This window comes from Sorangiineae bacterium MSr12523 (assembly GCA_037157775.1).
Classification (GTDB): domain Bacteria; phylum Myxococcota_A; class Polyangia; order Polyangiales; family Polyangiaceae; genus Pendulispora; species Pendulispora brunnea.
Window position 1 is genome coordinate 7,942,816 of sequence record CP089982.1, and the last position, 20,824, is coordinate 7,963,639.

Annotated in this window: 15 protein-coding genes; 6 read left to right on the plus strand and 9 right to left on the minus strand. The window is 64.7% G+C overall.

The features are described from left to right. Window positions 1-43: 43 nt before the first annotated feature. The 3 genes from LZC95_31170 to LZC95_31180 form a co-directional block, all read right to left on the minus strand. Window positions 44-1,399, minus strand: a complete 1,356-nt coding sequence (locus LZC95_31170; GenBank protein ID WXA90904.1) for an Ig-like domain-containing protein — start codon at window positions 1,397-1,399, stop codon at window positions 44-46. A 257-nt stretch (window positions 1,400-1,656) separates the two neighbouring features. Next, window positions 1,657-3,573 (minus strand): serine/threonine protein kinase, encoded by a 1,917-nt coding sequence (locus LZC95_31175; protein WXA90905.1) that lies wholly within the window; start codon window positions 3,571-3,573, stop codon window positions 1,657-1,659. Between the two features lie 109 nt (window positions 3,574-3,682). Beyond that, the gene (locus LZC95_31180; protein ID WXA90906.1) at window positions 3,683-5,317 is read right to left on the minus strand and encodes a protein kinase; all 1,635 of its coding nucleotides are present in this window, start codon (window positions 5,315-5,317) and stop codon (window positions 3,683-3,685) included. Between the two features lie 577 nt (window positions 5,318-5,894). Between LZC95_31180 and LZC95_31185 the strand changes: the two genes are divergently transcribed. Continuing rightward, window positions 5,895-6,962, plus strand: a complete 1,068-nt coding sequence (locus tag LZC95_31185) for a hypothetical protein (GenBank protein ID WXA90907.1) — start codon at window positions 5,895-5,897, stop codon at window positions 6,960-6,962. Window position 6,963: 1 nt separating this feature from the next. After that, on the plus strand, window positions 6,964-8,163 hold the full coding sequence (locus tag LZC95_31190; GenBank protein ID WXA90908.1) for a cytochrome P450: 1,200 nt from the start codon (window positions 6,964-6,966) through the stop codon (window positions 8,161-8,163). Window position 8,164: 1 nt separating this feature from the next. Here the strand turns inward: LZC95_31190 and LZC95_31195 are convergent, their stop codons facing one another. From LZC95_31195 to LZC95_31220, 6 genes are read right to left on the minus strand one after another with little or no spacing between them, the layout of a single operon-like run. Then, window positions 8,165-9,061 carry a 1,4-dihydroxy-2-naphthoyl-CoA synthase gene (locus LZC95_31195; protein WXA90909.1) on the minus strand — a complete coding sequence of 299 codons (897 nt, stop codon included), beginning with the start codon at window positions 9,059-9,061 and terminating at the stop codon, window positions 8,165-8,167. 5 nt (window positions 9,062-9,066) lie between these two features. Beyond that, a complete protein-coding gene (locus LZC95_31200) occupies window positions 9,067-10,473 on the minus strand; it encodes an AMP-binding protein (GenBank protein WXA90910.1) in 1,407 nt (468 codons plus the stop codon). Continuing rightward, the gene (gene menD, locus LZC95_31205) at window positions 10,470-12,221 is read right to left on the minus strand and encodes a 2-succinyl-5-enolpyruvyl-6-hydroxy-3-cyclohexene-1-carboxylic-acid synthase (protein ID WXA90911.1); all 1,752 of its coding nucleotides are present in this window, start codon (window positions 12,219-12,221) and stop codon (window positions 10,470-10,472) included. Before menD ends, LZC95_31200 begins: the two co-directional genes overlap by 4 nt. Before the next feature lie 10 nt (window positions 12,222-12,231). Beyond that, window positions 12,232-13,308 carry a hypothetical protein gene (locus LZC95_31210; GenBank protein ID WXA90912.1) on the minus strand — a complete coding sequence of 359 codons (1,077 nt, stop codon included), beginning with the start codon at window positions 13,306-13,308 and terminating at the stop codon, window positions 12,232-12,234. After that, window positions 13,305-14,057 (minus strand): alpha/beta fold hydrolase, encoded by a 753-nt coding sequence (locus tag LZC95_31215; protein WXA90913.1) that lies wholly within the window; start codon window positions 14,055-14,057, stop codon window positions 13,305-13,307. The genes LZC95_31210 and LZC95_31215 overlap by 4 nt, the downstream gene beginning before the upstream one ends. After that, window positions 14,054-15,547: an isochorismate synthase gene (locus tag LZC95_31220; protein WXA90914.1), complete on the minus strand. Its 1,494-nt coding sequence runs from the start codon at window positions 15,545-15,547 to the stop codon at window positions 14,054-14,056. The genes LZC95_31215 and LZC95_31220 overlap by 4 nt, the downstream gene beginning before the upstream one ends. A gap of 371 nt (window positions 15,548-15,918) precedes the next feature. On the opposite strand from LZC95_31220, the gene LZC95_31225 reads away from it, so the two are divergent. The 4 genes from LZC95_31225 (at window position 15,919) to LZC95_31240 (ending at window position 20,755) form a co-directional block, all read left to right on the plus strand. Beyond that, window positions 15,919-16,962, plus strand: coding sequence for an acetylserotonin O-methyltransferase (locus LZC95_31225; protein ID WXA90915.1), 1,044 nt, complete (start codon window positions 15,919-15,921; stop codon window positions 16,960-16,962). 6 nt (window positions 16,963-16,968) lie between these two features. Further along, a complete protein-coding gene (locus LZC95_31230) occupies window positions 16,969-17,379 on the plus strand; it encodes an acyl-CoA thioesterase (protein ID WXA90916.1) in 411 nt (136 codons plus the stop codon). Window positions 17,380-17,423: 44 nt separating this feature from the next. Then, window positions 17,424-18,647 (plus strand): FAD-dependent monooxygenase, encoded by a 1,224-nt coding sequence (locus tag LZC95_31235; protein WXA90917.1) that lies wholly within the window; start codon window positions 17,424-17,426, stop codon window positions 18,645-18,647. 104 nt (window positions 18,648-18,751) lie between these two features. Further along, window positions 18,752-20,755 (plus strand): serine/threonine protein kinase, encoded by a 2,004-nt coding sequence (locus tag LZC95_31240; GenBank protein WXA90918.1) that lies wholly within the window; start codon window positions 18,752-18,754, stop codon window positions 20,753-20,755. Window positions 20,756-20,824 lie beyond the last annotated feature (69 nt).

Consider the following 20,824-nt stretch of genomic DNA (forward strand, 5'->3'; position numbering starts at 1 on the left):
GCCGAAGGTTCCAACTTTCTCGTTTCGTCGGTGGTCGCAAACGTCAGCGATTGAGTCGTCGCACTCGGATAGTCTTATTGTCTTCGGCCCATCCAATAACGGGAATACCCGTTGGGCCAACGGTCAGAGAACCTGCCCGGAGGTTCCCCGATGAAGGCGTCGGATCCAGGAGCTGCCAGTTGGCATTCGTAACATCGGCAGCTTGAACGACTCCTGAGCTAGACCAGAAGGCAAACAACCGTCCCGAGCCGTTGCTAGCCAGGAATGATTCGTACGTCCCGCAACCCGCGCGAGAATTCTCGCCGCCACCAACCCATTGATTTCCGTCGAAACGTCTCAATTGGTACTTTCCGCCATAGCAACCGAGAACAGCCGGATTCCCTGAAGCGTCCAGTGCAAGACTGTTGTTGTAGGCTGGGTTTTCGTTGGGCAAGTTTGGTGTACTTCCCACCGTGGCCCAGCTCCCATCTTGCGATAGCTTTTTGACCCAAGTCCCCTTCGTATCGCCCTCACTCGTGTAGAGCACGAACGGAACCCCTGAATCCGCGATTACGAGTGCCAAATATCGGGCGCCCTGCGACGAATCACTCACGACAGAGCCAACTTGCTTCCATTGCCCATCTGCAAACGTCTTTACGACCAGTGTCTCGGGCCCAGGCTCTCCCGGCACCGGGCGAGTGTACGCGACAAATAGCTGCCCCGTATCACGTGCCCGCGCAATCACCGGAAAACACGCGTACGGACACATGCCAGCGGCGTCGTCGAGCGCTTGCCCCATGGGTTCCCAGGCCGAACCGCTCCAACGCCGCACTCGGATTTCGTACGGCAACTGCGGCCCCTTCGGGGCCATGTAAGCCATCACCAGCGCGCCGTCCTTGTCGAACGCCAAAGATGGGCGGGGAGCCGCCGGTATGTCGAGGGGGTCTCCCATTTGGGACCACGTGTTGAGAGATCCATCGAGCTGGGCGAGGGTCAGCCCCTTATTCGAGACAGTTGTAATGATCTTGTCTGCAGAACCGACGGCGACGATCGGCGATGACCACAGTGCAGCTTCGCCGGCTATTTGATTCGCTGCCTCCACCCGCAACCAAGCCGGCAGTGTCCAACTCCACGTCTTCTTCTCCGCGATGGCGCCCTCGCGCGTGCGGATCTCGTTGATGGTCAGTGTCAACTTGGTCGGCGCTGGGACCTCCGCGATCGGAGCCACCGTGACGGTCTTCCCATCGTCCGACACCCGCAACGTGGTCGCAATCACGGCGGCGTTGGGCCCGCTCAGTGTCACTGAGGACGGCGTGACCTGGACGGGCACGTTGTACTCGATCGTGATCGGCGCGTGGACTGAGACGTTGTCGTCGTTTTCGGCGGGGGACACGGAGACGATGGCGCCCGGTTGCTTCACGATGCCGCCGTCTCTTCCGGTGTCACCGCCCTTGTCCCCTGAGCTATCGCTCGAGCCGCATGCTCCGGATCCAAATGTCGCGGCGAATGCCAGCGCGGAGAAAAGAATGGACGGAGCTGCCTTCGCGATTCGATGCATGCGCATGGATGCCTCACCCTGGAAAAGGTCGGTCGTTTCCGGTCGTCTCTCTTATATCGACCGCGCGCTCAATTTGTTGCGCGCAAAATGCCCGCCCCCGCTCCGCGCCGACCCGCGCGTCAGGGTCGCGCTTGCACGGCGGAGATGGCGGCTTCGAGTAGCTCGCTGTCTTTGCGCAAGCACCCGTAGCAGTCGCGCGTGCCGAGGAAGCCGCAGCCGCGGGTGCGCTGCAGGGTTTTCAGCTGGGGCAGGATGCGCGAGTCGCCGTGGTCGCGGACGCGGGGCAGTAGATCGCGCTTGTCTTCGCACTTCTTGGCGGCGCGCAGATCCATGAGGACCATGAGCGAGGGGGACGCGTGGGCCATGACCTCGGGGCGCGCGAGGGATGCGACGAAGCGCGCTTTGCCTGGGACGGCGGGGGTGCGGTTGGCCAGTTCGTACAGGATGTCTGCGCCCTTGGTGCCGAGGGGACCTTCGAGCACGTCGATGGCGGCTTCGCGGGTCTCGGGGCTCGGGTCGGTGGCGGCCACCTGGACGGCGGTTAGCATGTCGCCGTCGTTGGCTGCATTGGGATCGACGGCAACGAGGCGGCCGATCGCGCGCATCGCCTCGGGGGTGTCGCCTCGCAGAAAATAGGTACGGAACAGCGCGCGGAAGATGCGCGGGTCCTTGGGGTTCTCGCTGGCCAGCTTCTCGAGTGGCTCGGCGCCCTTCGAGGCGGCGGAGTCGATCTCCTCTTGCGAGATGCCCTTCTTCTCTTGGGGCGGTGCGACGACGCCGGAGAGCACGCCGCCCTCACCTCCGCCGAGGACGCTCTCCTTCACATGACGGAACAAGGTGAGCAAGGTGAAGGCGCCCACGAGGAGCGCGCCGCCGCACACGGCCACGACCACGGCAACCCAGATATGGCGCGGATTGCGGGTGCCCATGACCGGAATCGTGGGCGGGCGATTGGCCATCGAGGGGAGCGACGAGGCAGGAACCTCGGGGCTCGTTCGGGCCATCGCGTCGGCGGGCGTGAAGATCTCGCGCGAGGAGGTCGACGGCGCGATGATGCGAGGACCGGCGTCGCTACGTTGCGGCTCGACCACCGCCCCGCGTGCAACCTCCGCGAGTGGCAAATGATCGATCGCGCTCACCAGCTCCTCGGCCTTGGCGTAGCGCGCGTTCGGCTGCTTCTCGAGCAGGCGCGTCACCACGGCCTCGACCTCGGGCGGAATGTTGCGCTCCGGGGCGACGCTCCGCAGGGACGGCGCATTCGTGGCAATCTGCGCGGCCAGCAGCGACAGGGTGTCGTTGCCCTCGAAGGGCAGCTTGCCGCTGAGCATCTCGAAGAGCATCACCCCCAACGCATACAAATCGGCGCGGTGATCCACCGTTTCGCCCAGGGCTTGCTCTGGCGCCATGTACTCGGGCGTCCCGAAGACTGCACCCGCGCGCGTCAAAATCGCACCGGGCGCGGTCCCTGCCCCTTTGCCATCGGCTGCCGCGAGCGCTTCCACGTGCACCTTCGCGATACCGAAGTCGAGCACTTTGACGAAGTCGCCCTCGTCGCGGTCGATGAGCATCACGTTTTCCGGCTTCAAGTCGCGGTGCACGATGCCCAATTCGTGCGCGCGCATCAGCGCCGAGGCGATCTGACGCGCCACGTGCAGCGCACGACCGACCTCGAGTGCGCCCTGATCGCGCAGCACGGTCCGCAAATCGATGCCCTCGATGTATTCGAGCACCAAGAAGAATGCGCCATCGTCCGTGCGCCCGAAGTCGGTTGCCGCAGCAACGTTGGGGTGCTCGATGTGGGCGGCGGCCATCGCTTCACGTTCGAAACGCGCCACGACCTCGGCGCGGCCCACCATGTCGGGGTGGAGCACTTTGATGGCCACGCGCTTGCGCATGTGCACGTGCTCCGCGAGGTAAACGGCGCCCATGCCGCCCTCGCCGAGAAGCTCGAGCACTTTGTACCGCCCCGAGATGATCTGGCCTACGAAGCTCGGTGCTTCGCTGGCGGGCGGTGCGTCCTCAGCCGGTACAGTCACGCCCCCAACGGTAGCAGGGACGAGACGAGTTTCGGCAATCGATGAGCGAGCTCACCTGAACTTCCGTCCCGAACTGCCACACCCCGCCCGTACCTGTTCGACGTCGGAATCACTTCCCGCCGTCGCGTTTGTTCGAGCCCCGTTCGAGCCGTAGGTTCACGACCTCCGTCGGGCCATCGAGCGTGATCGACTGCGTCTGCGATACGAAGCCCTTTGCCTCACCTCGGATGCGGTGGGCTTGGCCGTCGCGCAGCACGTCGCCGCTGTATGGGTTGACCATCAGCGGTGTATCATCGAGGAAAAGCTGCGCGTCGGCCGGCGAGGCCTGCACCACCAGGCGCGTGCGCGGAATGGCCGGGGGTGGTGTGTTCGTCACGACCTCGGGCGCCGATGGCTGCAAGGGCGGTTGCGGCGTTGCAACCGAAGCCGGCTGTCGCGTCACCCAATAGGCACCGCCGACGGCGAGGCCAATGACACCCAGCGCCACCAGCGCGATGACCCACCCCAACGAACGCGATGTCGACGACGCCGGATAATGCGGCGGGGTGGTGACGCCCCCGGTCGTCTGCAGGGGACTGAAGCGAGGTCCGCTCACCATCGAGGCCATCGATGACGAGTGGCTCGAGGCCCCCGAACTCAGGGAGGGGCGCGATACCGTCCACGGCGCGCTCATCTCCAGCGACAAGCTCGTGAGGCTCGCCCCCGATTGCTGACGCAGTTCGCGCAGCTTGGCCTCGATGACCGCCTGCTGCTGCGCCCTCTTCTGCGCGAAAAGCGTGCTGACGTATTTCCCGACGGAGCGCGTCGTGGCCCCACCGATCTCGCGCAGCACCGAGTCGATGTCCGCTTGGATCTCCTGGGCAGTGGCGTAACGCTCTGCGGGGTTGAGCGAGAGCGCCTTCATGCAGATGGCCTCGAGGCGCGGGTGCACCATCGGGTTGACGGACCGCGGCGAAGGCACCCCGGTGCTCGAGAGGCGCGTGATGATCTCGAGATCCGAAAGGCCGTGCCACAGACGAATGCCCGCGGCGATCTCCCAGAGCACGGCGCCGACTGCATAAAGGTCGCACCGGCGGTTGATCGCCCGGCTGCGAAACTGCTCGGGCGCCATGTAGGGAACCTTGCCCTTGATGATGCCGGTGCGCGTGTAGACGTGGCTGTCGGCGGCCTTGGCGATGCCGAAGTCGAGCACCTTTACCGCGCCGTCGTACGTGATGAACACGTTGCCGGGTGAGAAGTCGCGGTGCACCAGCTCCATCGGATTGCCGCTTTCGTCCGTCAGATCGTGCGCGTAGTGGAGCCCCTCGAGGGCGTCGGACACGATGCGCAAGCCGATGGCCACGGGAAGGGCCCGGTCCGTTTGCGGCGTCTGGGTGGGAATGGCCGGTGCGAGGCTGCCCGAGTGCGGCGTGGGCTCGCTCAAATGCTGGCCGCTGCTGACGGACGGGTGCCCCGGAAGCGACGAATCGAGGCTGCTTTCCTTGCGGCGCGATTGCCGGAAGAGCGCATGGAGGGTCTGGCCTTCCAGGTACTCCATGGCGATGAAGAAAATCTCGCCGTCCTGTCCAACCTCGTTCGTCTGGACGATGTTGGGGTGCGACAAGCGTGCGGCAAGTCGCGCCTCGTGGAGGAACATGTCCACGAACTCCTGGTTGTCGGCGATCTCCATGCGGAGTCGCTTGATGACCTGGAGCTTGTTGAAACCGGACGGACCCTGGAGAACGGCGAGGGAAACGTCTCCCATGCCACCGCGACCAAGCGGGATGATGTCGCGGTACTTTCCCCGGTTCGATTCCACCACGAGCTTACGACAAGGTTAGAATGTCCTACCCCTAGGGGCAAGAATCGTCGCCGCGATGTTACGTGCCTGACGGTTCATGAAGCGCGCCGGCGTTGCACTATTCCGCCAAGGGGCAATAGAACACCTTGACACACAGCAGCACACGCGCGTCGCGCCTTTCGAGGGTTGGCCGCGTATGACCAGCGCCCTCCATCGAAGAGCACCGGGCACTCCACACGGCCCCTTGGCCCCCAGCGACAGCGCATGCGCTGTCCTGCGACGCCGGAGACGCCCCCACCGTGACGCGCACTGCACGCTATTTCGTAATTGGATAATCTCGTAATCAAATTGCGCTGCAAGCGTGTGGCGCTAATCGCCCGATCGGTTTTGGCTTTTAGCGAACCCCGGGATCCCACGATCTTTTCCACGCAGTGAGGTGCGCGCGGCTACTTGGAAGTGGCACTCCCGGCCACTCGACGCGGACTCGACGGACTGCGACGCTGGGCACTCGGTCGTGGGGGGATGAGGGACGGGGAGAAGTATGAACCGTATCGACTACGGCGATGACTGGAAGGCCGGAGTGTTGGGTCTTTTCGATGGACCGGACACCGAACTGCGAACGCACGACGCCATGGCCGCGCTCTTGCGCGAGCTGCGCAAACGAAAAGTATTTTCGATGTTGGCCGAAACCCGCGAACGGAGCCCCGCGCCCCTCGCCCTCGCCGCCGAGGTCGTGGAAGCCGGAGCCCGATTCGATGGCTCGCTCGGGTGGCTCTTGGTCACGGGCATCTGTACGACCTTCTCGTTGCGCGTGGCCGAGGCATTTCCAGAGGCCTTCTCTTCCGGAGAATATGCCGCCAGTGTCTTTCGCGCCGGCACCGCCACCGCGCATCGGGATGCAGAGGGATATCGCATCAGCGGCAAATGGCGATTCTGCACGGGTGCCTCGTTTGCCGATTGGATTGCCGTGGGGGTCAATCTTTACGAGGGGGACAAGCCGGTGCTGTCTTCGTCGGGGAAGCCCAAGACGGCCATGGCCATCCTCCCGCAAAAGGAGGTGCGCATTCTCGATACGGCGGAGACCATCGGGCTCGGGTTGAGCGAGACGCGCGATATTGCCCTCGAGAATGCGAGGGTTCCGCCGTCGTGGGTCGGGACGAATCCCTTTTCACTGTATCGTCCGTTCTTCGTCCTCTGGACGGGATTTGCGGCGCTGGGCATTGCGCGGGCCGCACTCGATGGATGGAAGGCGTCGCTTGCCCGCAACGCAGGCCGGCGGGAACGCGCCGCAACGGAGTTTGCGCGTGCGGAAGCTGCATGGAGGGCCGCACGGGCGTACGCGTACGGGGCCATTCCATGGGTCGAGGAGGCAACGGCACGGGCGAGGTTCGACGAACGCGAGGTGCGCGATGCGGCGCTGCCGACTGCGAATGCGGCGGTCACCGCCAAGAACATCGTGCATGCGGCGTTCTACGGCGCGGGATCTTCGTCGGTCTTCGTCGCGAACCGCATGGCGCGCATTTCGAACGACGCATTGACGATGTTGCATCACATCTCGCTCGGCGAAGACGTGTTGGAGCACGCAGGCAAAGGCCTCCTCGAAAGCTGACATGGTGACGACGTCGAACGAGCGAATCGACGACCTCGACTTCGCGCCCTTCGCGCCCGAGGTCCTCGACGATCCGTATACCGCGTACGCCCAGCTCCGCGAACGAACCCCGTGCTACTACGTCAAGAAGCACGACTTCTGGATCGTTTCGAGATTCGACGATCTCGTGGCCGCGTCCAAGAATCACGCGGTCTTCTCGTCCACCGGCGGAGTAGGGCTCGAATGGAAACAGCGCCCCATGATGCCCATGTACGATCCGCCCGAGCATAGCCGGCTGCGGCGCCTCGTAGGCCGTCACTTCGCGCCCAAAGCGATCGCCAATCTCACACCGCGCGTGGAGCGCATGGTGGGTCATTTGCTCGGGCGCATGTTCGAGACGAGCCGCGCGGACATCGTGGCCGATCTCGCGGAGCCGCTGTCGCTCGGGGTCATTGCGGATCTCATGGGCGTCCCCGAGAGCGACCGCGCCAACTTCCGGAAATGGGCGGACAACGTGATGGGCGAATTGTCCGGCGGGCTGAATGCAGAGGCCGCAGCCCGCGCCGAAGCGTCCCGCCACGAGTTCGTCTCGTACCTCAAGGAGCTGGTCGGCCACCGACGACGCCATCCCGATCCCCAGGCGGTGGACATCATCTCGATGCTCGTCGCGGCCAACGAGAGCGAGGCATTGACCCATTTCGAGGTGACCGCCTTTTGCGTGCTCTTGCTCGTGGCAGGCTTCGAACCCACGGTCAACGGCGTCGCGAATACCGTGCTCGCCTTGCTCGAGCACCCCGATCAAGCGCGGAAGCTCCTTGCCGATCCGCGCCTGCTTCCGGCCGGCATCGAGGAGGCCCTTCGCTACGATACGCCGGTGCAAGCGTTCTTTCGCAATACGCTGACCGCGACGGAGATCTCGGGGGTCGCGCTTCCGGCCCGCGCCAAGGTGATGCTTCACTTCGGCGCGGCCAATCGAGATCCGCGTCACTACGAAGAGCCCGATCGGTTCATGGTCACGCGGCCCATGGACGAAAACGTCGTCTTTGGAGCGGGTGTTCACTATTGCTTGGGCGCCCCGCTGGCGCGATTGCAGCTCAATACGCTGGGGCGCGTCGCACTTCAGAGGGTCCGCTCCGTGCGACGCGCCGGCGAGATCGAACGGGCGAGCACCCTGCTCTTTCGGGGCATCCGGCGTTTCCCCGTCGAGGTGCTCGCCAAGTGACTCAGTAGCGCCAGGGGAAGCGCGAGAAATCGCGCGGGCGCTTTTCGAGGAAGGAGTCGCGACCTTCCTGCGCTTCGTCGGTGCCGTATGCGAGGCGTGTGGCCTCTCCGGCGAAGAGCTGCTGGCCCACCAGCCCATCATCGGGCAGGTTGAAACCGTATTTGAGCATCTTCATGGCGGTGGGGCTCTTCGAGTTGATCTCTTTGCCCCAATCGAGGGCGAACTCCTCGAGCTCGGCGTGCGGCACCGAGGCGTTGACCATGCCCATCGCGGCTGCCTCGTCGGCCGAGTACGCACGCCCGATGAAGAAGATCTCGCGCGCCTTTTTCTGACCGACTTGCCGCGCGAGCAACGCCGAGCCATAGCCGCTGTCGAAGCTCGCCACGTCGGGATCCGTTTGCTTGAACTTGCCGTGCTCCTTGCTCGCAATCGTGAGATCGCACACCACGTGCAGGCTATGCCCACCGCCGGCGGCCCAACCCGAGACCACGGCGATGACCACTTTGGGCATGAAGCGAATGAGCCGCTGCACCTCGAGGATGTGCAAGAGCCCTAGCCTGCCCTTGTTCTCGTCGTCGTCCTTCTCGTACTGGTAGCCATCCTTGCCGCGGATGCGCTGGTCGCCGCCCGAGCAGAACGCCCAACCACCGTCGCGCGGCGAAGGGCCGTTGCCCGTGATGAGCACACAGCCGACATCCGTCCACGTGCGCGCATGATCGAGCGCGCGATACAACTCGTCCACCGTGCGGGGCCGGAAGGCATTGCGGACCTCGGGACGGTTGAAGGCGATGCGCACCGTGCCCTGGTCCACGGCGCGGTGGTACGTGATGTCTTGGAATTTGAACTCGTCGACCGGGCGCCATCGCTTCGGGTCGAAAATCGCCGAGACCTGAGACATCGTGTTCATTCCTTTCTTGGAGGGTGCAGCGCGTGCAGGAGAGGCATGGCCAAGGCAGCCGTCTGCTTGCGGTCCAATTTGTCCTGCGCGCCCCGGACGAGATCGGGCAGCCACGCAATTCGGCGGGGTCGCTTGTGGGGCGCGAGGGAGAGCTCGATCCGGGATGATAACGCAGCATCGTCGAGCGGTGTGCCCGAGGCGACGAGTGCGGCCGCGACCAACGCGCCCCACGTGTCGTCGGGCAGGGCGAAGACGCAGGCCTCGCGAATGCCGTCGATGCGCTCCAGAGCGGACTCCACCTCGCGTGGGTAAACATTTTCACCGCCGGTGACAATGAGGTCCGTGCGGCGGGCGAGGACGTGAAGCCGACCTTCGGCGTCGAGGCGTCCGAGATCGCCCGTTCGGAACCATCCGCCGGGCAAAAATGGGTCGGGGTGGGCATCCTTCGGGAAGTAGCCCGACATGAGCATGGGGCCTCGCACGAGGATCTCTCCGTCCTCGATGCGGATTTCGGCCCCATCGAGGGCCTCGCCCGCGCCCTGAGCCGGCGACGGCGCGGTGCCGCGGCGTTGCGTCGTGACCTGCGAGCAGGCCTCGGTGAGGCCATAGGTCGTGAGAACGGGCAGGCCGGCTTCTCGGGATGCATCGAGCAGCGATTCGGACGCGGCCGCGCCCCCAAGGAGGATGGCGCGCAGATGGGAAGGGCATCGCCAACCGCGGTCGAGCATCTTTTTGAGCATGGTCGGTACGAACGAGGCGAGCGTCACGCGATCGCGCTCGATGACGTGCGCAATGGCCTCGGGGTCGAAGCCTCCTCGATGGACGACGACGCACCGGCGCGCCAGGAGCGCGCGCACGAGGATGGAGAGCCCGCCGACGTGCGCCAAGGGCATGCAGAGCAGCCAGCGGTCTTCGTCGTACCAACCGAGATTGCGCTCGCTGGCCCGCGCCGCCGCGAGGAATGCGCGGCGGCTCAGGATTGCGCCTTTGGATCGGCCGCTGGTGCCGGAGGTGTAGAGGATGGCGAGTGTGCGGTCGGGCACGGGCACGGGCACGGGCACGGGCACGGGCACGGGCACGGGGGGGAGGTCGACCTTGTTCTCGATGAACAATGTCGGGCGGGAATCCTCCAAAAGTGCGGCGCGCTCCGGCGGCGTGAGGCGCGGGTGCACAAGGACCGCGGGGGCGCCCAGTTCCATCAGCGCATACAAGAAGACGATGGTCTCGAGCCGCAAGGTGCCGAGCAGTGCGACCCGACCTTGTTCGTCGCCCTCGATGCCCTGTGTGCGCAGCCAGGCCATGGCCGAGCGCGTGCGCTCCGCGAGATCGGCGTAGGAATACGACGTTCCCTCGAGGACCAGCGCCGTACGCCGTGGCACCTCGCGCGCGGCGTCCAGGATGGACAGGGTCACGGCGCATCCTCGCGCGGAGGCGTGCGGCACTCGATGACGGTGCACACGGAGGTCGCGTACGCGGTCGCGAGGGCGTCGTCGAGCTCTCGCATGGAATCCACGCAGCGGTAGGCGATGCCGAACATGCGAACCGCGGGGCCGAACTCCAGGGTGTGCGGCGTCGTCACGTGCGAGAGCTCTTGGGCCGTGACGCCGGTCGCTTTCGATTCGGTGGCGAGGGGAAGCCGCTCGAAGATGCGCCCGCCCTGGTTGTTCAACACCACCACGACGACGGGCGTCGCGACGTGCCGGGCCAGCATGAGCGAGTTCAAGTCGTGGAGAAACGCGACATCCCCCACGAGCAGCGTCGTCGGACGAGACGATGCGAGTGCAGTGCCGATGGTGCCCGCAACGAGGCCATCGATGCCGTTCGCACCCCGCTGGCAAGCGACGAGCACATCGACGAAGCCAGTTCGCGCGAGCGATTCGACGTGGCGAATCGGGAGGCTGTTGCCGAGCATCAGCGCGGAGCCGGAAGGGAGGCGCGCAAGAAGAGCCCGCACCGCGCGCCCCTCCGTGAGCGGGCGGGAATCGCCACTCGTCTCGGCATCGAGCGCGCTCCTCGCCTCGCGGTTTGCCTCCACGAAGTCGCGCACCCACGTTTCGGTCACGGCGCGAGGCGATGTGCGCAAGCCGTCCGCAATGGCGGTGGCCGTCTCGGCGATGTCGCCGACGATCATCGTGGACGCGGCATTCGAGGCATCGGGCCAACCATGTTCGGCGAGCACGATGCGCGGGGTCGAGCGATGCAGGCTGGCGTAACGTTCCCAGGCCCCCGAGGTCGGTGTTCCGCCGATCTGCAGGATCAAGTCCGGCGCATGCTGCTCGCGAAACGACTTCGAGGCGAGTACCCGATCGAAGGCGTCACAAAATACAGGCCCCGACCCCTCACCCGTCTTCATCAGGCGCAGTTGGCTGGTAACCTCGGCCAGCAGCGGAAAACGCGTTGCGGACGCCAGATCGAGCACGCCGGAGCGATTCACGTGCCCATTCTGAATGGGCAGCGGACCGCACACGATGAGCCCTGCCCTCGCCTCGCGGCATGCCTGCACGGCGTCGGCGATGGCGGACGGCTCCGCGCGAACGCGGGGCACCGATACCCGAGGCGCCGGGCGCATGTTCCGCACGAAGCGCGCAAGCTCGTGCTCTCGCTCCGATTGCGCGGAGCGCGGTTCGAGCGGTTTGCGCGCGCGAACGTTCACGTGCACCGGCCCCGGATCGGGCCATCGCGCCGCGAAGGCGGCTTGTGCGGCCATGCGTCGCAACGCCTCCAGGGCCGTCGGCGCGGCATCGGGCATTCCCGTCTCGAGGAACAGGCGCGCGTAGCTGCCGTACATCTTCACTTGGTCGATGGTCTGCGGCGCCGCGCACTCTTGCAGCTCGAACGGCCGATCCGCCGTGACGACGAGCAACGGCACGCGTGCGAGGCTGGCCTCGACGACGGCCGGGTAATAGTGCGCCGCCGCCGTGCCCGAGGTGCAGAGCAAAAGGCTCGGCCGCGATGTCCATCGCGCTTGGCCCAGTGCGAGAAACGCGGCGCCTCGCTCGTCGATGGCGTCGTAGCAACGCAAACGTGGCTCGCGAAGCGCCGCGATCAAATACGGCGTCGATCGGGAACCGGGGCTGAGAACGACGTCGGTGATCCCTGCGTCGGCAAAGCTTCGCATCAGTAGCTTCGCCCATTCTGTCAACAGGTTCGCTTCGCTCACGGGTCCTCCTCTACGAGGGTATCATCCAGTGGCTCTCGATACCGAGCCCGGCGCTCGTGCCGGGGAGTGCGTAGCCATCGCCCATGCGGACGAGTGTGGCCCGCGGCCATTGCCCCGCGTGCGGCGCCGTATCCAGACCGCACGCGAGCTTCGGTTGCAGCGCGAGGGCCAGATCCAACGAGGCGGCGTGCGCAATCGGGCCCTCGAACATGTGCGTGACGACCACCTCGGCGCGTTGGGCGCGTGCCAATCGAGCGATGCGCAGGCAACGAATCAGCCCGCCCAATGCCGTGGCCTTGAGCACGAAGACGCGGCAAACGCCATCCTGGGCGAGTCGAAGCGCCGCATCGACGCCACGCTCGGACTGCAACGATTCGTCCGCGGCGAGGGCAATCCCGCTGGCCGCGAGCTCTTTCCAGCCATCGAGCGAGCACGGCTCCTCGAGGAACTCGAGATCGAACGGCCGCAGAAGCGAAACGCGCGCCATCGCTTCCTCCCGCGTCCAGACCCCATTGGCGTCGGCGCGCACGCGAAGCTCACCGCCGAGTGCACGCAACCCGCGCAATGCTTCGAGCTCGTCCTCGAACCGGTGCGGGCGCCCCACCTTCATTTTCACGGTTCGAATGCCGCGCAGAACCGCGGCTTGCGCGGATGCGACGGCGCTCTCTCCAATGGCGGCCGACAACGCCACGGGCGCGGCTCCCGCGCGCTCGCCACGCAGCATCTCCCAAAGAGGAATTCCATGTCGCTTCGACGCGAGATCGAGCACGGCCGTCTCGATGGCAAAGCGCGCGGCGGGAGATGCGATCCCGAGCTCCGCGTAGACCCTGGGTATGGCATCGATGACCGGCTCACCGAAGACGACGGGGACGGCCGCAGCAAAACGCGCGAGATCGCGCTCGCAATCGGCCAGCGAATCGGGCGAATAGCCCGGCAAGGGCGTTGCTTCGCCCACGCCGAACGCTCCATCGGGCCCGTGAACACGAAGCGCGATACCTTCGCGCTCCGACCATTGGATGCGCGCGTTGCCCCCGCCATGGCGAAACGAAAAGCGCCGTTGCTCGATCTGCGTGATGACGCAGGTCATTCGAGCGCCTGCACGACGGCCGAAGGCTTCTCGAGCACCACGTTGTGGCCCGCGCCGGGCACCACCACCGTGGTCGCCGCGGCAAGCCGAGGGGCCATCGCATGGGCCAGTGCGAGAAACTTCGCGTCGTCGGCGCCCACCATCAGGGTCACCGGAATGGCCATTCGCGGGAGGTCTTCCCAATAATTCGGCATTCGGGCGAGCCCGAGCACCTCCATGGCGCGGGCAAGGCCTGCGACGGAATGTTGCCTTCGCAACGATCGCTGCTCGGCGAGCGCCTCTGGCGCAAGCCCTCGTTGCGAGGCAAAGAGGGGTTGCTCCTCCCAGGCGTCGAGAAAGGCTTCGACCCCGTCGCGCCGAAGCCGCTCGATCCATCGTTCATCGGCGGCGAGGCGCTCCTCCCGCTCGCGCACCGTGGCAAGGCCCGGGTTTACGCCAATCAATGTCGCACGCGCGAAGAGGTGCCCGTGCCGCGCAAGCAACCCAAGGGCCACGCGCCCGCCCAGCGAATAGCCGCATACGTGAACGCCGTGAAGCCCCGCATTGCGAACCTGCGCCGCAATTCGCTCGACCTCGTCCTCGAAGCTCGCCCCTTTCGCCTCGAGCGCATCGGCACCGTGCCCCAGCAGCGCCGGGCGCAGGATGCGGCGCTCGCTCGACAACATGGAAATGACGCGGTCCCAGGCAAACGGCCCGCCCGCGAAGCCGTGCAAGAGAAGAAGCGGCGCGCGAACGACGGCTGGATTCACGCGTTCCCAGCGACGCGGAGCATCTCCATCAGGGCCCGCGACCGATGCGATCCCGGCGCAGGCAGATCGGGAACGTCATCCTGAGCCGGCGCCTGATCGGCGATGCCAAGTGCGCGCAGCAGCGGAAGCTGCTTCAAGCTGGTTTCCGCGTACTCCGCATGTGCATGCGAAGCACCGACGATGCCAGCCCCCGTGAACACGTACGCCTGCCCCTCGCCCACCAACCCGGAACGAATGGCCACCACGAAGCGCGAATCTCCAATGGCATCGATCCAGCCGACGGGGCCCGTGTACCAACCGCGCTCGTCGCGCTCGTGCGACGCGATCCAATCCGCCGCTTTGGCCGTGGGCAACCCACCGACGGCCGGCGTGGGGTGCAGCGCCTCGAGAATCGAAACCGCATCCACGTCCCGCTTCAATTTGCCTTTGAAGGGCGTGTGCAGGTGGAGGATCTCCCGGATGCGATGCACCTTCGGCTGCTTCGACGCGCGGAGCTCGTCGCAAAACGGAGCCAGCGCGCGCGCAATCTCGTCGACGACGATGGCATGCTCGGAGCGATCCTTTTCGCTTTCGAGCAACTCCTTCGCATAGGCATCCGGTTCTGCCCCCGCAGGGCAACATGCGGTGCCAGCGAGTGCTTCCGTGCGCAATACGTTGCCGCGTTTGTCGAAGAGCACTTCGGGCGAGGCACCCAAAAAGCTGAGATTCTCCCGCGAGAACAGGAATCGCGTGCACATGGGTTGCACCACCAACCGCGAAAGCACCTCCAGCTCGTCCACGCTTTGCGGCAGCGACACGTCGCAGCGGCGGGCCGCCACGACCTTCTGGAACTCGCCGGCCGCAATCGCCGCACGGATCTTTTCGACGTGCTCGACCCAGCGGCTCAGTTCGACCTGCTGCAACGAGACTTGGCTCAGTTCTTCGCGCTGCGGATTGTACAATATCGCGGATTGTTCTTCCGCATTCGCGAGCACCGTCAGATTCCTCTGCAGCTCGTCCAGCAACTCGCGCTTGCGCGGGCCTTCGCAGTCGACGTCGCCCTGTACGGCCAAGCCGAGGAAGGCGCGTGAGCTGCGCCGGGCATAGCACCATCGCGGCAACGTGAAGCAGCCATCACCGAATTGCTCCCACGGCGGCGAGACACTTCCCGGATGAAATGCGAGCCCGCCGAACACGCGCGGGGGCGGCGCATTGCACTCCGGGTGTGCGTAGACCCCGAGTTCGTTCCATAAAGAGGAGAGCTGCTCGCGGAGTTGCTGGTAGCGCTCCTTGCCTGAAACGCGAAGCGTGCGAACGGCCCCGGCGCCCGAAAACGACGTGCCGCCCGGCGAGTCCCAAAAGAAACTCATGTTCCGCGGGTGCAATCGCAAGAATGCAGTAGGCGGTGCAAACGGAGCAGGCACCGTGATGACTGCAGTGCGTGGTTGCCCCTGCAAGCGGTCCATCGTCTCTTCGACGAACCGCAGGATCTCGGCAAGGTTGGCCCCCATCTCTACCTCCCGCCCCTTGGCCTATACTGCAACGGAATCTCGTGCACGGCTTGCAAAAGAAGCTGTGGTGTAGAGAGTGCCATTCAAGCCGATGTTTGCACGAGCACGGCTCGCTATCAATCTCAAATCGAGGGCCCTACATGTATTCTTAGTTGATAAAGAACGTTGCCAAATCGCATATAGATTGTTTCTAAATTCGCAAAATTCGTCGGAGCTGGGATGGCTTCGTCGTTGCCCGCGGATCGGTCGCGAAGCCTCGCGAGGTGACACGCGTTTTGGCCTGATACACGCGAGGTCCACGGGTGCACCCGGCGATGTCCTCCGGGGCTTGTCGTTGACAAAGGTGCTCCCGCGCGATTGCATCGAAGACGATGGACGACCCCCGCAATCGGGCCCCCCAAGGTGGCGCGCCTGCCGACGAGCTCGCGCGCCTCGTTAATGGCTTTTATATTTCGCAAGCCATCTCGGTGGCCGCAAGGCTCGGCCTCGCCGACCTCATGTCCAATGGGCCGGTGCCAGTCGAGGAAATGGCCGCGAAGATCGGGGCGCATCCGCGGGCGCTCCATCGTCTGCTTCGCGCCCTGGCGAGCGTGGGGGTCTTCGCCGAACGGGAGGGTGGCACGTTTGGATTGACCCCCATGGCCGAAAAGCTCCGCTCCGACGTTCCCGGATCCTTTCGCGGATTCGCGCTCCTGCCGGGCGAGCCATCCTTTTGGGGCCCCTGGGGGGAGCTCCTCTACTCCGTGAAGACGGGAAAGACGGCTTTCTCGAAGGTGTACGGAATGGATGTTTGGGAGTGGCGCGAGAAAAATCCAGAAGCAGGGCGGGTCTTCAATGACGCCATGACGGCCCTGTCGGATGCCCAATCGAAAGCGATTGTCGACTCCTACGACTTTTCCATTTTCAAGCACGTTATCGATGTAGGTGGAGGTCACGGTGCATTGGTGCAGGCATTGGCGAAGGCCCATCCGCAATTGCGCGGCACGGTTTTCGATTTGGCGTTCGTGACCGAACGGGCGAACACCTCATTCGCAGCGGAAGGGCTCGGGGAGCGCTGCCATGCCGTGAGCGGCGACATGTTCAAAAGCGTTCCCGGCGGCGGCGACGCGTACCTGTTCAAATACATCATGCATGATTGGGAGGACGACCGGGCTGCGGACATCCTCCGGACATGCCGCAAGGCCATTGGAACGGCATCCGCACCCGTCAAGCTCCTGGTTTTCGAACAGGTGATTCCACCGGGCAACGGACCTCACCCCAGCAAACTCCTCGATCTACAGATGCTGGTTTCGGCGGGCGGCCGAGAGCGCACGGAAGAGGAGTTCGCGTCGCTCTTCGAAGCCGGTGGCTTTCGGCTCGAGCGGGTCGTCCCGACGCCGAGCGCCATCAGCGTCATCGAAGGAGTGCCCGTCTAGGTTCCTATGCATATTTTCGAGCGTCCCGTCCGTTTCAACGACGTCGATGCCAGCGGTATTGTCTTCTTTCCCACCTTCTTCGCGTACTGCAGCGAGGCACTCGAGCAATTGCTGCAGTTGGAAATCCAGGATGGCTACATCGAGGTGGTCCTCCGGCGCAAGATTGGGCTGCCCACCGTGCGCATCTCGGGGGACTTCGCAGCCCCTCTGCGCTTTGGCGATACCGCGCGGATCGCGATTCGGACCGAGCACGTTGGGAAGCGATCGTTCACCCTCCGCTATGCGGTGACGCGGGCCGCGGACGACCTTCCCGTGGCAGAACTCCGATGCACGGTGGCCACCACCGACCTAGCCTCGACGCGTGCCATCGAGATCCCGGAGGATATTCGCTCTGTTTTGGAGCAACATCGCTCATGATACGAGAAGGCCATTGAGACATTCTTCCTGACGGGAGCAAAACGATGAGCATCGCATCCAGCCGCGTGGGAATCGTAGGTGGCAGTTTCGCCGGGTGCGCCGTCGCGCATGCGCTGCAGCGTGCGGGCTGCGAGGTGACCATCTTCGAACGAACGCGAGGAGAGCTGCGCGACCGCGGGGCCGCCGTCGGAATTCCCAACGCTCTCCGCGACGAATTGGTCGCCGCGGGTTACATCGGCGCGGACATGCCGGTCTGTCCATTTCAGGAACGGACGTGGATCGTGCGCGATGGAGAGAGCGACGCGGGTCGCACGGCCTGGAAGCATCCGCTCCCCTTGGTGGTGAACAATTGGGGCGTCCTTTGGTGGGAGCTGCGCAAGCACGTCGACGGCAAGGCATACCGAGAAGGAAGCAACGTCGTGGAGGTCCTCGACGAAGGCGACGGCGCCGTCGTCGTGCTCGAAGGAGGGACCCGCGAGCGCTTCGATTTGGTCATTGGCGCCGATGGGTACCGTTCCAAGGTTCGCCCCGTCGTCCAAGCCGATTCGCGGCCCACCTATGCGGGATACGTCCTCTTTCGGGGAAATTTTCCCGAGGCAATGCTGCCTGCTCCCCAATCGACGTACCGAACCGACGCTCTTCAAACCGTGGTCTTCCCGGGTGGGCATGCGGTGTTTTCGACGATGCCCAGCTTCAAAGGCCAATTCGAAGCGGGGAATCGTTACATCAATTGGACGATTCATACGAAGCCCCCGAAGGGTATGAGCTTCGAAGACCCCACGTCGGTGCCGCCGGGCCTGGTCAACGCCGAGTTGATTGCCCATTATCGGCAGCTCGTCCAGGAGCATTTTCCACCTTATTTTGCCCGGGTGGTGCTGACCACGGAGACACAGTATCTGTTCCTCCAACCCATTTATGACCAGACGATGTCCTCGTATGTGTCCGGCCGTGTGATGCTCGCGGGCGACGCCGCGACGATCACACGCCCGCATACGGCCAGCGGGGGCGCGAAGGCGCTCGAGGACGCCCTGGCATTCGAACGCGCGTGCCGCGCGCACGGGACATGGGATGCCGTTCTCCAAGCGTACGACCAAGAACGCTCCGCCGCCGGCAACCGACTCGTGGAGATTGGCCGTCGCCTCGGACGCGCGCAAGTCGAGGAAACGCCGGACTGGGCTTCGATGACCACGTCCAATGACTGGGAGACGTGGACGCGCGAGATGTTGGCCGGGCACAAGCTCTACGTCAACGTCATCAGCAAAGACTGACCGACAGGTGCGGGGGAGGCTCGTGGCGAACTCACGAGTTCCGCCCACGCGATTTGGCAAGCCGCCCGGCGCGCGATACGCTGCGAGCCGCATAGGAGCCATTCGTGTCGTTCATCCCTTCGCCTGCTCCTGAGCGAGCGCTCGCTCGTATCGGCCATTTGGTCCAAGGCAAGTACCGCATTCGCCGATTGCTCGGGATGGGAGGTTCCTCCGCGGTGTATGCAGCCACACACCGCAATGGGCACGAGGTCGCCATCAAGTTCCTCTTGCCACACCTCGTGGGTGATGAAGATGCGTATCGCCTGTTTCGCCGCGAGGCCTACGTTGCCAATCGTGTAGGGCACCCGGGGACCGTTCCGGTGCTCGACGACGACGTCGACGAGCAGGGGATCCCGTTTCTCATCATGCCCCTTCTCGAAGGGGAGACTTTGCGCACGCGGTTGCGGCGAATGGGCGGCCGCATGCCGCTCGCCGAAACTTGCGTGCTGATGGCGGATGCGCTCGACGTGCTCGCGAGCGCGCACGCAAAAGGCATCGTGCACCGAGACATCAAACCGGAGAACCTCTTTCTCACGCGTGAGGGCACCGTCCGCGTCATGGACTTCGGTATCGCACGGCGCGGTGACCCCGACGCGACGTTGACCTTGGCGGGGCGCATCGTTGGGACGCCTGCGTTCATGCCTCCCGAACAAGCCGTTGGCGACAGGACCGGCATCGGTCCGCACAGCGATTGCTGGGCGGCGGGTGCCACCCTCTTTCTTCTGCTGTCGGGCGAAACCGTGCACCTGGCTGCTACCGCTGGCGCATTGTTGGTCGCGGCGGCGACGCAGCATGCACGCCCCCTTGCATCCGTCGCCGGCGACGTGCCTCACTCCGTGGCGAGCGTGGTGGATCGTGCGCTCGCGTTCGAGCCCGAGAAGCGGTGGTCCTCTGCCCAAAACATGCGTGAAGCACTGCTCACGGCGCTGGAAAGCGTGTCGGGGGAAAGCGCCGCGGAGACGGGGGCGCGCGTGCATGTCGCGATCGCGGCGGACCTAACTGGTGCAGGAGAGGATCCGAGCGACGGGGATACCCAAGTACCGAGACAGCGTACTGGTAGCGACGTGCATTCCGGCCAGTACGACGACGACGGCGAAGCGCGCATCCTTCACTGCGGGGATGGGATCGCGCTCGCCCAGATTCACGAGTTGTATGTCTCCATCTGGCTCGGCGGACCGCCAAGCGGAAGCTTCAGCCTTGGCCGAAGCCTTCTCCGGGAGACGCTTCGAGACCGAAAAAACCGCATCGCGTGGCTTTGCATCATCGGCCCCGACGTCACACTGGAAGAAGGAACACTGCGGCAGGTGTCGGCCGAAATCGAGTCGTATGGAGAGCAGATCCTCTGCGCCAGCGCTGTGGTCCTCGGCGACGGTATTCGAGCCGACATGAACCGCAGCACGCTTTCCGGTATGGCCGTCATTCTCTCACGCCGGCTGCCTGCTGCCACCTTTCCCTCGGTGCCCGCCGCGCTTCAGTGGATGACGCGACACGTGACCATCGACCCGCTTCAGAGAACCGAGCACTTCGTCGAGCAACTAACCCGAAAACTGAATCCCACCCTCGGCCCGGCCCCGCAGTCGATGGAGATCGCGCTGCCCGGCGGACGGATTCTTCACTTGGTCGAAGGCTTTGCCACCGGCACCCTGGGGCGGTTGCATTTCGCTATTTGGGAATGGGGGCCCGCGGAGGCCATTACCAATCCCCATGCGGGAATCGAAGAGGCGATTCGAAACGAGCCGGGCGGGATTGGACATATCTGCATGATCGGGCCAGGCGCCAAGATGACGGAGAGCACGAACCTACGCGCGGCAGCCTCGGCTGCTTTGCACGCGGATCATCTTCGCTGCCTCGCGCTCGTCTACCGATCCGAATCGACCACCGAGGTGACGGAGCAAATCAACTCGGGCACGTCGCTCATGCTGACGAGCAAGCTTCCAGTTCAGCACTTCCCCAGTGTTCGCGAAGCCGTGGCGTGGATGGCAGACTACGTCCCCATCGACTCCATCGATGAGACAGTGCACCGCCTCGAGCGACTCCGGCGCGACATCGCTTCACTTTCGGGCACCTAGCTAGTCAAGAGCGACAATCGATTGGACGTGTGAAGTTCGGCAAAAAGCACGCGGGCACGCGCCTCTCCT